At 61.2% G+C, this 14,770-nt stretch carries 11 protein-coding genes and 1 pseudogene; 9 read left to right on the forward strand and 3 right to left on the reverse strand.

The annotated features are described in order from the left end of the window. Positions 1-419: 419 nt before the first annotated feature. From OUZ52_RS19665 to OUZ52_RS19690, 6 genes and pseudogenes are all read left to right on the forward strand, one after another. Entirely contained in the window at positions 420-1,277 is an 858-nt protein-coding gene (locus OUZ52_RS19665) for a UDP-2,3-diacylglucosamine diphosphatase (protein ID WP_266160246.1), read from the forward strand. A 128-nt stretch (positions 1,278-1,405) separates the two neighbouring features. Beyond that, positions 1,406-2,329 carry a Grx4 family monothiol glutaredoxin gene (gene grxD / locus OUZ52_RS19670; RefSeq protein WP_266160247.1) on the forward strand — a complete coding sequence of 308 codons (924 nt, stop codon included), beginning with the start codon at positions 1,406-1,408 and terminating at the stop codon, positions 2,327-2,329. A 517-nt stretch (positions 2,330-2,846) separates the two neighbouring features. Next, complete coding sequence (locus tag OUZ52_RS19675) at positions 2,847-5,549, forward strand: TonB-dependent receptor (RefSeq protein WP_266160248.1); 2,703 nt, start codon at positions 2,847-2,849, stop codon at positions 5,547-5,549. Then, positions 5,450-5,908, forward strand: a complete 459-nt coding sequence (locus OUZ52_RS19680; protein WP_266160249.1) for a TonB-dependent receptor — start codon at positions 5,450-5,452, stop codon at positions 5,906-5,908. Before OUZ52_RS19675 ends, OUZ52_RS19680 begins: the two co-directional genes overlap by 100 nt. 245 nt (positions 5,909-6,153) lie before the next feature. Continuing rightward, a pseudogene (locus OUZ52_RS19685) lies at positions 6,154-7,327 on the forward strand (class I SAM-dependent rRNA methyltransferase). 104 nt (positions 7,328-7,431) lie between these two features. Then, positions 7,432-8,652: a DUF2252 domain-containing protein gene (locus tag OUZ52_RS19690; RefSeq protein ID WP_266160250.1), complete on the forward strand. Its 1,221-nt coding sequence runs from the start codon at positions 7,432-7,434 to the stop codon at positions 8,650-8,652. 735 nt (positions 8,653-9,387) lie between these two features. On the opposite strand, the gene alaC is transcribed toward OUZ52_RS19690, so the two are convergent. Further along, a complete protein-coding gene (alaC, locus tag OUZ52_RS19695) occupies positions 9,388-10,626 on the reverse strand; it encodes an alanine transaminase (protein ID WP_266160251.1) in 1,239 nt (412 codons plus the stop codon). A gap of 222 nt (positions 10,627-10,848) precedes the next feature. Here alaC and OUZ52_RS19700 point away from each other — a divergent pair, with 222 nt between their 5' ends. From OUZ52_RS19700 to OUZ52_RS19710, 3 genes are all read left to right on the forward strand, one after another. Continuing rightward, positions 10,849-12,279: a DNA recombination protein RmuC gene (locus tag OUZ52_RS19700; RefSeq protein ID WP_266160253.1), complete on the forward strand. Its 1,431-nt coding sequence runs from the start codon at positions 10,849-10,851 to the stop codon at positions 12,277-12,279. A 228-nt stretch (positions 12,280-12,507) separates the two neighbouring features. Further along, positions 12,508-13,110 carry a GTP cyclohydrolase I FolE gene (folE, locus tag OUZ52_RS19705; RefSeq protein ID WP_266160254.1) on the forward strand — a complete coding sequence of 201 codons (603 nt, stop codon included), beginning with the start codon at positions 12,508-12,510 and terminating at the stop codon, positions 13,108-13,110. Next, entirely contained in the window at positions 13,094-13,450 is a 357-nt protein-coding gene (locus OUZ52_RS19710; RefSeq protein WP_266160255.1) for an EF-hand domain-containing protein, read from the forward strand. The genes folE and OUZ52_RS19710 overlap by 17 nt, the downstream gene beginning before the upstream one ends. A 44-nt stretch (positions 13,451-13,494) precedes the next feature. On the opposite strand, the gene OUZ52_RS19715 is transcribed toward OUZ52_RS19710, so the two are convergent. Beyond that, complete coding sequence (locus OUZ52_RS19715; RefSeq protein WP_266160256.1) at positions 13,495-14,319, reverse strand: tyrosine-protein phosphatase; 825 nt, start codon at positions 14,317-14,319, stop codon at positions 13,495-13,497. A gap of 89 nt (positions 14,320-14,408) precedes the next feature. Beyond that, positions 14,409-14,770 (reverse strand): hypothetical protein (locus OUZ52_RS19720; RefSeq protein WP_266160257.1); only part of this gene is annotated, 362 nt, incomplete at its 5' end.

Below are 14,770 nucleotides of genomic sequence, written 5' to 3' on the forward strand. Positions count from 1 at the left end.
CTTCGGGGCCCCTGTGCGTCGGTGAGGGCTGGACGAGAAGGCCCGCAGGGGCATGGGCAGGGACGCCCATGCCTTTTCGCCAGGGCAGGAGCCCTGTCGAAAAGCCCGGCCAGCCCTCACGCACCCGCAGGGCGACAAGCGGGGTTGGCCTTTCTTTGGGTTACTTTTCTTTGGCCACGCAAAGAAAAGTGACTCGGACTCCGGCAGGAGGACGAAACACGCCGAAGGCGGCCCACTAGCCACCACCTCACACAAAAACGCAGAACCCCGCGCAACGCCCCTACCCCAAAGACAGAAGAAATGCGCAGGCCCAAAGAGCAAATTTCCGCGCCCGCAATCACACTGCAACCATTCCGCCATCCCACGGTGACCTAACAGGACCAAGCTGGCGTCCCGGACAACCACCGGGAGTACACGCCATGGCGACCTTTCAATGCCGTAGCGCTTTCATCTCCGACGTGCACCTGGGTACGCCCGACTGCAAAGCCGGTTATCTGCTCGATTTCCTGCGCCAGTTGCGTTGCGAGAAGCTTTATCTGGTTGGCGACATCATCGACATGGAGGCCCTGGCCCACCGTACCTGGTGGCACCCTGACCATGGCGCCGTGCTGGCAGAAGTGCTGGATATGGCCCGCCGCGGGGTCGATGTCATCTATATCCCCGGCAACCACGATGCCCCGCTGCGTGGCCTGGCCGGGCAGTCGTTCGGCGGGGTGAGGATCGAGCTGGATGCGGTCCATGAAGGGGCCGATGGCCGCCGTTATCACGTCAGCCACGGCGACGAGTTCGATCCGGAGCAAGTCGGCCGCACCTGGATCCTGCAATTAGGCGAGGTCATGCACCGGTTCATCTGCTGGACCAACCGCCGCGTCCATGCCATGCGCAAACGGCTTGAGCTGCCCTATTTACCGCTATCCATCATCGTGAAATCGCATATCGGCAAGGCGCTCGCCTATATCCGCGCCTATGAGCAGCGGGTCGCCGACGATGCGCGCGAACGCGGCTTCGACGGGCATATCTGCGGACATATCCACTTCGGCCACGTAATGGAAATAGACGGCGTGCTCTATCTCAACGACGGTGATTGGGTCGAACACTGCACCGCGCTGATCGAGGACGCCACCGGGGCGATGGAGCTACTGCACTGGAGCGAACAGCGCGCGGCGCTGGGCCGCGCCAGCCGGGAACTGGTCTTGCCTTCACCCGCGGCAGCGCTGGCGCTGGCGCCGCTGGCCAGGCGCCGGCGTGACCTGGCCCAATTGCGCCCGGCGGCCTGAGATATCGCGAAAGGGTCAACGGACGGCAAGCAGCAGTTGGGCATGGATAACAGCGGCGCCCCTTGAAGCCCGGGGCGATGGCGGCATATCGGCGTATCATTGAATCCCTTTGCCGGAAGCCCCTCCCCATGTCCCTTGACAGCGCCACCCGCGAACGCATCGAAACCTTGCTCAAGCAGCACCGCGTGGTGTTGTTCATGAAGGGCAACCGCCAACAGCCGATGTGCGGCTTCTCTGCCGCGGCCACTAACACCTTGAACGAGCTACTGCCGGAGTACCACACGGTCAACGTGCTGGAAGACCCAGAGATTCGCGAAGGCATCAAAGCCTACGGCGACTGGCCGACGATTCCCCAGCTGTATGTGGAGGGTGAGTTGGTCGGCGGCGCCGACATTATTCGTCAGATGTATACCAGCGGCGAGCTGCATCAGTTGTTTGGCGCGGCCGCCCCGGACCGCACGCCGCCGCAGATCACCATCACCGACAAGGCCGCCGACGTGATTCGCCAAGGCACCGGCAATGCGCAGGGCGTGGTGCTGCACCTGGAAATCGGCCCGGATCACAGCGCCGGTTTTCAGCTCGCTCCAGCAGGCGATCACGACATCGTGGTGACCTCCAACGGTATCGAAGTACATTTTGATCCCGGCAGCGCACAGCGTGCCAAGGGCATTGTGATCGACTGGGTATCTACCGTGCAGGGCGAAGGCCTGAGCCTGAAATTCCCGGGCGCCCAGGAGATCGCATCGCTGACCGTGCACGAGCTGCAGGCCCGTCTTGCCGCCGGCAGCATTACCCTGATCGATGTCCGCCCTGCCCATGGCCTCGCCCAGGCGGCACCGCTGGCACAGGCGCGGGTGTTGGAAACAGAAGGCTATGACGCCCTCGCCGCCCTGCCCAAGGACACCCCGATCGCCTTTATCTGCCACCACGGCATTTCCAGCCAGGGGGTTGCCGAGCGCTTCGCCGCGCACGGCTTCAGCAAGGTGCACAACGTCGAGGGCGGCATGGATGCATGGGCGCGCGAGATCGACACATCGGTACCGCGCTACTGACTCGACAATTACCACGCCTGACGAAGAGCCCGCCTTGTGCGGGCTTTTTTTGGGCCGCTGAAGCTATCTAGGAGTTTTTCCTAGATAACCTGCAATTAATTACGCTTTAGAAACTTGATTACAATAGAAACCATAATAATTGCGCTTTAATCGCAATTAATTTCGCATCCTTCGGTTATTGGCGTGGTGAACTCGACATATTCATCCAAATAGGTCGGCGGTCCTGAATATTTTCTTGATCTTTCACGCTAAGTTTTTACGAAATGTCACCGTCGGGATAACCATTGCATAACGTTTGTCAAGGGCGTAACGTCATCGGCGTACACGGTTTCATACGCCTATAGGCCATTAATCGTGTGCAGGGGAGCAACACTCATTAACCGGTCTGGCCATTGCCCTGGCGTTGCCAAGGTGATGCGGAGCAGCTCGGCCTGTAAATAAAAATTCGGTTTTATCGGCTGTTTCTCGGGGAAGCGCGGCACGCCTGTGCCCAACGCTTATTTAGGAGGGTGAGTTAATGAAGTTTCAAAATCATTTGATGGTGCCGAAGCACCGTACCATCGCATTTGCGGTTGCCCTCGCACTTAGCTTGGGGCACGGCTCGGCATTGGCACAAAGCAACGCCAACGGCGTGATTTTCGGTCAGGCCGAACCAGGGGATACCGTTCGTGTCGAAAGTACCGGCACCGGCCAGAAACGCGACCTGACGGTCGATTCCAACGGCCGCTATCGCGCCTCGTCGTTGCCGATCGGCACCTACAAAGTAAGCCTGATCAAGAATGGCGCCGTCGTCAGCACCCGGGACAATGTGCAGACCCAGATCAGCCAAGGCACGGATGTATCGTTCGTCGCCAGCGGAGCCGCAGCCAGTGAAGCGGGCGCGAAAAACCTCAGCGCCGTGCAAGTCGTCGGCAATGTGCTGCCAGCCATCGACGTGTCATCGGTCGACTCGCGCACGGTGATCAACGCCGATCAACTCTCCAAACTGCCGATTGCGCGCACCTCCATCAGCTCGGTGGCCCTGCTCGCGCCAGGCACGGTTCCGGCCGCGCGCGGTTATGGCAACGCCTTGTCGTTCGGCGGCTCTTCCGCTTCAGAGAACTCGTACTACATCAACGGTTTCTCGGTAACCAATCCACTGACCGGCGTGAGTTCGCGCCAGCTGCCCTATGACGCGATTGACCAGGAGCAGGTGCTCATCGGTGGCTATGGCGCCGAATACGGTCGCTCGACCGGCGGCGTGATCAACGTGGTGAGCAAACGAGGCACCAATACCTGGATGGGCGATGTGCAGATGTTCTGGTCGCCCAGCGACCTGGCGCAACAGCCGCGCAACGTCTACCGCCGCAACGGCACGCTGTACCAGAACGGCAACGGCTTCGCCGGCCGGGATAACCAGGAACTGCAGTACTCAGGCTCGATCGGCGGCCCGCTGATCAAGGACAAACTGTTCTTCTTCGGTGCTGCCGACGCGATCCGCTCGACCGACCAGGCCTATACCCCCTCGGCCGGCGCCCCGCCGACAAACTCGGTCCAGAACGACGTCAACAAGATCAGCCGCTGGTTGGTCAAGCTCGACTGGAACATCACCGACAACCACATCATCGAATTCACCGGTATCGGTGACGACGAAAATACCAACTCGCAGATCTACGGCTACAACTACGCCACCCAGCAGAACACCGGCTATCTCGGTCATCAGTACACCAAGAATTACAACGGCACCCAGACCAATGGCACCCCGGGCGGCAATGTCTATATCGGCCACTACACCGGCTACATCACCGACGACCTGACCATCAACGCCATGTACGGCAAGAGCAATTCCGACCATGTCCAGACCATCAGCGGCCTGGGCGGTGCGGCGTGCCCGTCGATTGCCGACAACCGTGCCATTGCCGCGACCAACCCGGCACCCAGTTGCCAGTTCGGCAACGCGACGACGCTGATGCCCGGCTCGAAAGACAGCACCTCCGGCTGGAGCTTCAACATCGAGTATCGCCTTGGGGCACATGATCTTCGTGCCGGTATGGACAACTACAACCTGCGCGCCACCTGGGGCAGTGGCCCGGTCGACGGCACCCAATACCGCTATTGGGATCTGGGCAATGGCAGCGCCATCACCAACCGTCTGGCCAACCTCGGCCTGAGCCCAAGCCTGTACAACCCGGCCGATTTCGCCAACGGCTACTACGTCGAATCGACCGGCTTGAGCACGGGCACCTCAGCACGCACGGCGCAGCGCTCGGAGTTCATCGAAGACAATTGGCAGATCAGCGATCGCTGGCATGCCTACCTTGGCCTGCGTAACGAGCAGTTCACCAACTACAACGGCGTAGGCCAGGCCTATGCCAAAGAACGCAACCAGCTCGATCCGCGTATCGGCGTGAGCTGGGACGTCTACGGCGATAGCAGTCTGAAAATCTACGGCAATGCCGGCCGCTATCACCTGGGCCTGCCTACCAGCGTCGCGGTCCGCGGCGCCGGCCCGTCAAGCTTCCCGTCGACCTTCTACAGCTTCACCAGCATCGATCCCACCACGGGTATTCCGCAGGGCCTGAGCATCGGCAAACCGTATTCCCAGACCTTCTACAACAATGGCGCCAACGGCACCCCGCCAGATGCCAAGACGGTCTCGATCCAGAACTTGAAGACCTATTTCCAGGACGAATACATCCTCGGCTTCGACAAACAGCTGCCGAACAACTGGACCGTAGGCGCCAAGGCGATGTTCCGCGTGCTGCGCAATCTGATCGACGACACTTGCGACCCGCGTCCCCTGCAAGCCTGGGGCGATGCGAACGGCCTGCACAGCCAGGTACTGGCCGGCATCAACGCCAGCACCGGCTGCTGGCTGTTCAACCCGGGCAACCACGCCACCTTCCTGCTCTCGCCATCACCGGGGCAATACCTCAGTGTTCCGCTCAATGCGGCGAACCACATGCGAAGCGCCGCTACTACATGCTGGACATGTACGCCGAACACCAGTTCAGCGATAAGTGGTACGGCAAGGTCGAGTACACCTTCTCGCGCAGCTACGGCAACTCAGAAGGCCAGCTCGACTCGGACATCGTGCAGGCCGACGTGTCGACCACGGAAAGCTGGGACTTCCCGCAGATCATGGAGAACACCAACGGCCCGCTGGCGAACGACCAGACCCACCAGTTGCGCATCCTCGGTACCTATCAGCCAACGCCGGAATGGCGTCTGTCCACGGTAACCCGCATCGCTTCGGGCACGCCGATCAGCTGTATCGGCCAACGTCCGCTGGGCGATCCGTTTAGCTACGGCGCAGCCTATTTCTGGTGCGGTGGCCAACCCGCGCCACGTGGCTCATACGGCCGTAACCCGTGGACCTACACGTTCAACGTAAGTGCCGCCTGGCAGCCGGCCTTCTTCAATCACAAGGTCACCTTCTCGGCCGATGTCTTCAACCTGCTTGGCAAGCAACGCGTAACCCAGGTGTTCGAGACCTGCGAGAACGCCTCCGGCGTGCAGAGCATCAACTGCTTCCGGCCACGTTCGTTCCAGGACCCGCGTTATGTCCGCCTTGGCGCGCGTTACGACTTCAGCCTTTAAGACTTCAAGCGTTAGCTAAAACCACAGTGCGGCCGTCCGGGAGGGACGGACCGCACGGCAAAAGGATCCTGCAAGGATCTCCCCAGCCCTTGGCTGCCGCCAACCCGGCAGCCTTTTTCTTTACCGCCGGCGCAAGCCCACCGCAGGCTCTCGCTCATCAACCGCCCTTGCGCGGAACGCTGGTAAACCTCCAGCCCCTTTGCCCAGAAAGGCGGCCAGCGCGCATCAGCCGCTATCATGTGCCGATGAATACTCCTACTGATGCCGTTCCCACCGCCCTTCCCGTCATTCGACTGAAATCCGATCGCCCCCCGGGTCACCCCTGGGTCTGGTCCGCGCAGGTCTACAAACCCGAGATCCGGCTGCCGCCCGGCAGCGTCGTCGATGTACTGGATGCGAAAGACCGCTTCGTCGGTCGCGCTTTCTGGAACGGTCATACGCATGCTGACCGGCAACCCCGATGAAGCCATCGACGCCGACTGGATCGGCACCCGCATCGACCGTGCCGTGGCGCTGCGCCGCGAATGGCTGCAACTGGACAAAGCCAGCGATGCCTGGCGCGTGGTGCATAGCGAAGGCGATGACCTGTCGGGCCTGATCGTCGACCGCTACGCCGATATCCTGGTCATCGAGTACTTCGCCGCCGGCATGTGGCGCCTGCGCGAAACCATTCATGCCGCGCTGTTGAAGCACTTCCCCGATGCACGGGTGTACTGGTTCGCCGAATCGCATGTGCAGCGCCAGGAGTCGTTCGACTGCCGTAGCGGCGATGTACCCGAGGCGGTCGAAGTGCACGAGCACGGCCTGCGCTTTCATGCCGCACCGGGCTCCGGCCATAAAACCGGCTTCTTCGCCGACCAACGCGACAATCGCCATCACTTCGCCCGGCTGGCCAAGGGCCGCCGTGTACTCGACCTGTGCTGCAACGCCGGTGGCTTCGCCGTGCATGCCATGGCCGGTGGCGCAAGCGAGGCGACCGGCGTGGACATGGATGCCGGCATTCTCGACATCGCCCGCGCCAATGCGGCGGCCAACGATGTCAGCGTGAATTTTGAACAGGCCGACATCTTCGAATGGCTGCGTCAGGCCGTGGCGCGTGGCGAGCAATACGACGCCGTCGTTCTGGACCCAGCCAAACTCACCCGCGATCGCAGCAAAGTCATCGATGCATTGAAGAAATACTTTGCCATGAACCGCCTCGCCCTCGACGTGATCCCGCCGGGTGGCCTCTTGCTGACCTGCTCCTGCACCGGCCTGGTCAGCGAAGCCGACTTCCTAGAAATGCTGCGCCGTGTCGCACTCAACGCGGGCCGCGAAATTCAAGTGCTACACACGGCTGGCGCTGGCGCCGACCACCCCTTTCGCACCGATGTACAGGAAGGGCGTTACTTGAAGGCGGTGTTCTGCCGGGTGATGTAAGAGACGGGGAACGGGGAACGGGGAACGGGGAACGGGGAACGGGGAACGGGGAAAAGCGTAAAGTGCAGTGCACTGCCCCGTTCTGCTGCTTACAAGGCTTCTTAATGCCCGACATCATCGAAACCATCCGTAGCTACAACACTGGTCGCGATCCCGAACGGCTGCAACGCAAATACGCGGCGATGCGTCGCGATCCGTTCACTTTTCTGCGCGGCAGCTGCCATCTTTTTTATGCCCAGCTGCCGTCGGCCAAGTTGCTGAGCAAAGCCCCTGCAGCCTGGGTTTGCGGCGACATGCACCTGGAAAACTTCGGCAGCTACAAAGGGGACAACCGGCTGGTCTATTTCGACCTCAACGATTTCGACGAAGCCGCCCTCGCCCCCTGCACCTGGGAACTGGTGCGCCTGCTGACCAGTGTGCGCGTCGGCGCCAGCAGCCTGCAGCTCAAGCCTGCCCAAGCCAACACCTTATGCCAGCATTTCTTGGACGCCTATACGGCTACGCTTCGCCACGGCAAGGCGCGCTGGATCGAGCGCGACACCGCCGACGGTATGGTCGGCGACCTGCTACACAGCCTGCGCGGACGCCTGCGCCCACCCTTTCTCGATAGCCGCACCGAACGCAAAGGCAAAAAGCGCAGCCTGCGCACCGATGGCAAGAAGGCCCTGCCAGTCACCGCCAAGCAGCGCGAGAAAGTCACCGCACTGATCGAACATATCGCCGCCAGCGAAGCCGATCCGCATTTCTACCGCGTACTGGACGTCGCCCGACGCATCGCCGGCACCGGCAGCCTGGGCGTAGATCGCTACGTGATCCTGGTCGAAGGCAAGGGCTCCCCCGACGGCAACTACCTGCTCGACCTCAAACAGGCGGTCCCATCCTCACTCACCCCCGCCTTGCTCAAACGCGGCATCAAGCTCGCCCAACCTGATTGGCGCAATGAAGCGGAGCGCGTCGTCACCGTGCAACAGCGTATGCAAGCCATCTCCCCGGCCTTTCTTAAAGCCGTGAACATGGGCGGCATGTCGTATGTGTTGCGTGGCCTGCAACCGACCGAAGATCGCGTGGCGCTAGGCGACTGGAACGGCAAGCTGGAGCGCCTCGATGGCGTGTTGCAGACCATGGGGCAGCTGATTGCCTGGGCGCAATTGCGCAGCAGTGGCCGGCAGGGTTCGGCTACGGCCGATGAGTTGATCGCTTATGGGGGTAAATCGCGTTGGCCGGCTAAGTTGTTGGAGTTGTCGGGGGAGTGTGCGCAGCAGGTGGGGCGGGATTGGAGGGTGTTTGCTAAGGCTTTTGATGCGGGGGTGTTTGCTTCTGCTTAGGGTGATGGGGGCTTGGCTTGTCTGCCGCCTTGGGGTTCGCCTTATATGTGATGGTGTCGTGGGCTGGCTCGCCTGCGGCGGGCTTTCGAACCCCTGCCGGGGTCCGAGTCACTTTTCTTTGCGTGCTCAAAGAAAAGTAACCCAAAGAAAGAGCACCCCCATACCGCGCTCTGCGGGCATCCTGCCCTACGAGTGCGTGAGGCTGGGTCGGGCTTTTCGACAGGGCTCCTGCCCTGGCGAAAAGGCATCGACATCCGTGTCGATGCCCCTGCGGGCCTGTCGTCCCAGCCTCACCGCGGTATAGGGGTCCCAAGAGCAGCGCGCGTCCTGCGCGCACTCGGGTGCGACTGCACGCAGTCGCCGGGCATAGGCGGCACGTTCGAAAGTCGGCACGACACCGCACGCCGCTCTTGATGTTGCCGTTGCTCTCGTTTTTGACCTTCGGGGCCCCTGTGCGTCGGTGAGGGCTGGACGACAAGGCCCGCAGGGGACTCGGCAGGGACGCCGAGTCCTTTTCGCCAGGGCAGGAGCCCTGTCGAAAAGCCCGGCCAGCCCTCACGCACCCGTAGGGCGACAAGCGGGGTGGCCTTTCTTTGGGTTACTTTTCTTTGGCCACGCAAAGAAAAGTGACTCGGACCCCGGCAGGGGTTCGAAACCCGCCAACGGCGACAATCTAGCCACACAACACCAAACCAGCACCCCCAACACAACCAAACCTCGAAACGCAAAAACCAGCTAACCCGACTTCCCCCTCCCCCCAACCAACACCCCATCCGCCCGAAACATCGTCTTAATCCCCCGCACCGCCTGCCGAATCCGATCCTGATTCTCGATCAGCGCAAACCGCACATAGTCATCGCCATAATCACCAAAGCCAATCCCCGGCGACACCGACACCTTGGCCTCGGCCAGCAGCTTCTTGGCAAATTCAAGCGACCCCAGCGGCGCATAAACATCGGGGATCTTCGCCCACACATACATCGATGCCTTCGGGTTATCGACCATCCAGCCCGCTTCATGCAGGCCGCGCACCAACACATCGCGGCGATGCTGGTACTGCATGGCGATATCGCGCACGCACTGCTGATCGCCCTCGAGCGCGGCGATCGCCGCCACCTGCAACGGCGTGAAGGTGCCGTAGTCGTGATAGCTCTTGATGCGCGCCAGCGCCGCGACCAACTCATGATTACCCACCATGAAGCCGATGCGCCAACCTGCCATGTTGTAGCTCTTGGACAGGGTGAAAAACTCCACCGCGATGTCCTTGGCGCCCGGCACCTGCATGATCGAGGGCGCTTTCCAGCCGTCGTAGACGATGTCGGCATAGGCCAGGTCATGCACCACCAGCACATCGTATTGCTTGGCCAGCGCAATCACCCGTTCAAAGAAATCCAGCTCCACGCATTGCGCCGTGGGGTTGGATGGAAAGCCGAGAATCATCATCTTCGGCTTGGGAAAACTTTCGCGGATGCCGCGCTCCAGCTCAGCGAAGAAATCGATGCCCGGCGCCATCGGTATCGAACGGATCTGCGCACCGGCAATCACCGCGCCGTAGATATGAATCGGGTAACTGGGGTTGGGCACCAGTACGGTATCGCCGCGATCCAATGTCGCCAGCATCAAATGCGCCAGCCCTTCCTTCGAGCCGATGGTGACAATGGCCTCGCTCTCGGGATCGAGTTCGACCTGATAGCGCTCGGCATACCAGTGCGTGATCGCGCGGCGCAATCGTGGAATGCCTTTGGAGGTGGAATAACCATGGGTATCGGGCCGCTGAGCTACGGCGCATAGCTTCTCGACGATATGCGGCGGCGTCGGGCCGTCAGGGTTGCCCATACTGAGATCGACAATATCTTCGCCACGATGGCGTGCCGCCATCTTCAGCTCGGCGGTGATATTGAAAACGTAGGGTGGAAGACGCTCGATACGCGTGAAACGGCGCCGGCTGCCCAGCACACCAGGGGAGTCAGTCATGACTGAGTATTCTCGTTAACGTAAGCGCCCGGAACCGTCCGAGCGACGCCGGCCGCTGCCGCGACCTACCCCGTTATTCGTGCAGCAGGAATCCCGGGGTGATGCCACGTTAGCCGCCATGCAGGGCGGCTGTCGAGCCCATGCGCCGGCTGGCGACACTGCTGGATGAGGGCGCACGCTCACAGCGCGTAAACTTGGCGGCCTGCACTCCCTGGAATAGCCATGCCCGCTGTCGACATTCTGCTCATCGTCCTGACCGTCGCCGTCCTGGCCGTACTGGTGCTGCAAGCCATTTCGTTATCACGCACCCGCCACGACGCCGGATTGACCACGCGGCTGGATGCCTTGAAAGACGACAACCGCCATCTGCGCGAGGCGCTGGCACAGGAACAGCGCGCCGGTCGTGGCGAGCTGAACCAGACCCTGGGCCAGTTTCGCGGCTTGGTGCAAGAACAGCTCGGGGCCATGAGCGAGCAACAGCAAGAGCGCATCAGTGGCTTTGGACAACGGCTGGAGCTACTGACCGAGCGCACCGATGCCGGCCTGCAAACGCTGGCGCAGCGGCTGGCCGAAGACGCGCGCAAGGGCCGGGAGGAGTCCACCCTCAGCCTCAACCGCTTTGGTGAGTTGCTGCAACAGCGCCTGAGCGCATTGACCGCCGACCTGACCGACATGCGCACCACGCTGGAGACCAAGCTACAGGCGATTCAAAACGATAACGCCGCCAAGCTCGAGCAGATGCGCGCCACGGTCGACGAGAAACTGCAAAGCACCCTGGAAACCCGTCTCGGGCAATCGTTCAAGCTGGTCTCCGAACGACTGGAAGCGGTACAGCGCGGGCTTGGTGAAATGCAAAGCCTGGCCACCGGCGTCGGCGACCTCAAGCGCGTGCTGACCAATGTAAAAACCCGCGGCACCTTTGGCGAAGTGCAGCTCGGCGCTTTACTCGAGCAAATCCTGGTGCCGGAACAATACGCCGCCAATGTAGCCACCGTGCCGGGCTCGAACGAACGCGTCGAATACGCCATTCGCCTGCCCGGCCAGCAAGACGGCCAACCGGTATGGCTGCCGATCGACGCCAAGTTTCCGATCGAGGACTATCAGCGCCTGCTCGATGCACAAGAAGCCGCCGATGCCGAGGCCGCGCAAACGGCCGGACGCGCCTTGGAGGTACGCGTGCGCGAGGAGGCCAAACGCATTCACGGCAAATACGTCGCGCCGCCACACAGCACCGACTTCGCCATCTTGTTCCTGCCCACCGAAGGCCTCTACGCCGAGGTGATTCGCCGCCCCGGCCTCTCCGATCTGCTGCAACGCGACTACCGCATCACCCTGGCCGGCCCGACCACCCTGACCGCCTTGCTCAACAGTCTGCAAATGGGCTTCCGTACGCTGGCGATCGAGAAGCGCAGCAGCGAAGTCTGGCAATTGCTCGCCGCGGTAAAAACCGAGTTCGGCAAATTCGGCGTGGTACTGGACAAGACTCGCAAACAACTCGACACCGTGCGCAACAGCATTGATAGCGCCGGCCAACGCACCCGCGCGATCGAACGCAAACTGCGCGATGTAGAGAGCATGCCTGGTGAGGCAGCGCCGTTGTTGGACGACAGCCTGCCGTCGCTCGCAAACGACGAGGACGATGTTGAGGTTTGAGGAACGGGGAACGGGGAACGGGGAACGGGGAACGGGGAACGGGGAAAAGCCTAAAAAGGCAGAAGCAGAAAAGCAGGAGCTAAAACAAAGTAAAGATCAAAAAGATCCAAAAGAACGCTGCGCTCCAACCCTCTTCAACTTTCACGTTCCCTGTTCCCGCTTCCCCATTCCCCGCTCTCAACCCCCTAGCGCTAAACTCTCCCCTCTAAGCACGCCCAAGGAATCCGCATGAGCGATCTCCCCGATTCGACTGAAGTCACCCGCGAGCAAGCCGAAGAGGCTGTACGCATTCTGTTGCGCTGGTCGGGTGAAGACCCGCAGCGCGAAGGTCTGCTCGATACACCCAAGCGGGTGGTCAAGGCCTATCGCGATTGGTTCAGTGGCTATCAGATCGATCCGGGCGAGTATCTCAGCCGCACCTTTAAAGAGGTCGCCGGCTACGATGAAATGGTGGTGCTGCGCGATATCGAATTCGAAAGCCATTGTGAGCATCACATGGCACCGATCGTCGGCCGCGCTCACGTCGGTTATCTGCCGACCAATCGTGTCGTGGGCATCAGCAAGCTCGCTCGCGTCGTCGATGCTTTTGCGCGTCGCTTCCAGGTCCAGGAAAAACTCACCGCCGAAATCGCCCAGTGCATTCAAGAGCATTTGCAGCCGGCCGGCGTGGCTGTAGTCATCGATGCCAGCCATGAATGCATGACGACCCGTGGCGTACATAAGCGCGGCGTGTCGATGATTACCAGCCAGATGCTGGGCTCGTTCCGCGACGATGCCCGCACCCGTGCCGAGTTTTTGCAGTTCATCGGCATTCATGGCGGGCATCGCTGATTTGGCGGCGCGCGGCATGGCGCTATGGCTGCTCGTGCCGCTTGGCGTAGCGGCACAGAGCTTGCCCAGCTCGCCCGCCGAGTATCTCCAGCGCATGGATACCAACGGTGACGGCAAAGTCAGCGAAGCCGAATACGTGGCCTATATGAGCCATGGCTTTCGCCAGATGGATACCAATGGCGACGGTATCCTCGAAGCGAGTGAATTACCCGGCGGCCACGGCAAGCCCGTTACCCTGCAAAGCTATCAGGACAACCTGCGGCGACAGTTTCATAAGCTCGACCGCAACCACCATGGTTACTTGAATGCGCGCGAGCTGACGGCGCCACCGCAGCCCTAAGCCTATCCGGCTGCAGCTTGCGCCATGCCATTCATGGCGCCGGCTCACACCAGCAGCCGCAGCCGCAAGCTCTCCATGGTGGACGGCTGCAGCTCAAGCCCCTGAGTCAGATAGTTATCCATCGTGCCGTAGCTGATCCGTACTTGATCGAAGCTCGCCAGCAGATAGCTCGCCCGCACTTCCAGCATCGGCGCATAGATCTGCATGACGGTATCGCCATAGGCTTTGCGCAGGCCTTCCAGTCGCGCCTGCAGCGATGTCACCGCGTAGGTCTTCGTCAGCAGGTAATCTTGCACGATGATCTCTTGCGGCACACCCGCCAGGCTTTGCAGTAGCGCCGTCGCCCAGCCGGTACGGTCCTTGCCGGAGGTGCAGTGAAACAGCTGCACTTGCGGCAGCGCGGCCAATTGCAGCAGCAACGAACGGAAGCCTGCACATGGCATGGCACCGGTTACGAATTGGCGCCCCAGGGTTTCCATCATGGCAACGGCCTCATCCGCACTGGATAACTGTGGCCGTGCCGGAGCATCCAGCCCGGCGATATTGAAGTTCATATGCACGGCACCCACCGGCAAGACATCCGGCGTGTGGGCGATCTCGGTGGGTGTGCGCAGATCGCATACCACCGCAATGCCCAGGGTATCGACCACGGCTTTGTCAGCCGCACTGAACGTCAACGCATTGGCTCGATAAAACACACCGCGCCGCATCCGACGACCATCGACGGTAGGGTAACCATTCGCTGGACCACCGATGTCGCGAAAATTATCGACCGAAGCAAAACGCGGCGGCGCCGCGACTGCAGAGGCCAAAGCATCGTTAGCCTCTGCTTGCGCCGCATTTACCAGATCGTCAGCTGTGCTACCCATGCTGTTTGTCCGTCAGGTTCATCGCTCATGCCAGCCACCATAGCCGAAACGCAAACCAGCCAAAGCTCAGGCGCGGATAGCACCAGCCATCAATGCAGCTCCACGCTCAACGGCTTGCTCTTACCCTGTTGGGTCCAGTTGCCTTTGAGGCTGCCATCCGGCTGTCGCTGCAATACGAAATCCGCGCTGGGGCCTTTCTCCGCTTGCTCAGCAAAATGATAGGCACCGCCCTCTTTCAGGCCGCCGGAGAGTTCGATCAGCTTGCCGAACTTATCGTAGGAGTAACCGCTGTAGCCACTGCCCGGCCGCACAAAAACCAGGGTGATCGGATAACGCCCATCCAGGCTGCCGTGAAAGATGCCGCTGGTGTGATCGTGGCGGACATACTGGCAATCGCTGCGCTGATCGATCAACAAGCAGCGGCCATAGTCGTTTAGCAGGTCGCTCAATG

It is taken from the genome of Dyella silvatica (assembly GCF_026283955.1).
Taxonomy (GTDB): Bacteria; Pseudomonadota; Gammaproteobacteria; order Xanthomonadales; family Rhodanobacteraceae; genus Dyella_C; species Dyella_C silvatica.

Coding starts and splice junctions, on each gene's coding strand:
- OUZ52_RS19665 (WP_266160246.1), top strand. CDS start 420: ATGGCGACCTTTCAATGCCGTAGCGCTTTCATCTCCGACGTGCACCTG.
- grxD (WP_266160247.1), top strand. CDS start 1,406: ATGTCCCTTGACAGCGCCACCCGCGAACGCATCGAAACCTTGCTCAAG.
- OUZ52_RS19675 (WP_266160248.1), top strand. CDS start 2,847: ATGAAGTTTCAAAATCATTTGATGGTGCCGAAGCACCGTACCATCGCA.
- OUZ52_RS19680 (WP_266160249.1), top strand. CDS start 5,450: ATGGAGAACACCAACGGCCCGCTGGCGAACGACCAGACCCACCAGTTG.
- OUZ52_RS19690 (WP_266160250.1), top strand. CDS start 7,432: ATGCCCGACATCATCGAAACCATCCGTAGCTACAACACTGGTCGCGAT.
- alaC (WP_266160251.1), bottom strand. CDS start 10,626: ATGACTGACTCCCCTGGTGTGCTGGGCAGCCGGCGCCGTTTCACGCGT.
- OUZ52_RS19700 (WP_266160253.1), top strand. CDS start 10,849: ATGCCCGCTGTCGACATTCTGCTCATCGTCCTGACCGTCGCCGTCCTG.
- folE (WP_266160254.1), top strand. CDS start 12,508: ATGAGCGATCTCCCCGATTCGACTGAAGTCACCCGCGAGCAAGCCGAA.
- OUZ52_RS19710 (WP_266160255.1), top strand. CDS start 13,094: ATGGCGGGCATCGCTGATTTGGCGGCGCGCGGCATGGCGCTATGGCTG.
- OUZ52_RS19715 (WP_266160256.1), bottom strand. CDS start 14,319: ATGGGTAGCACAGCTGACGATCTGGTAAATGCGGCGCAAGCAGAGGCT.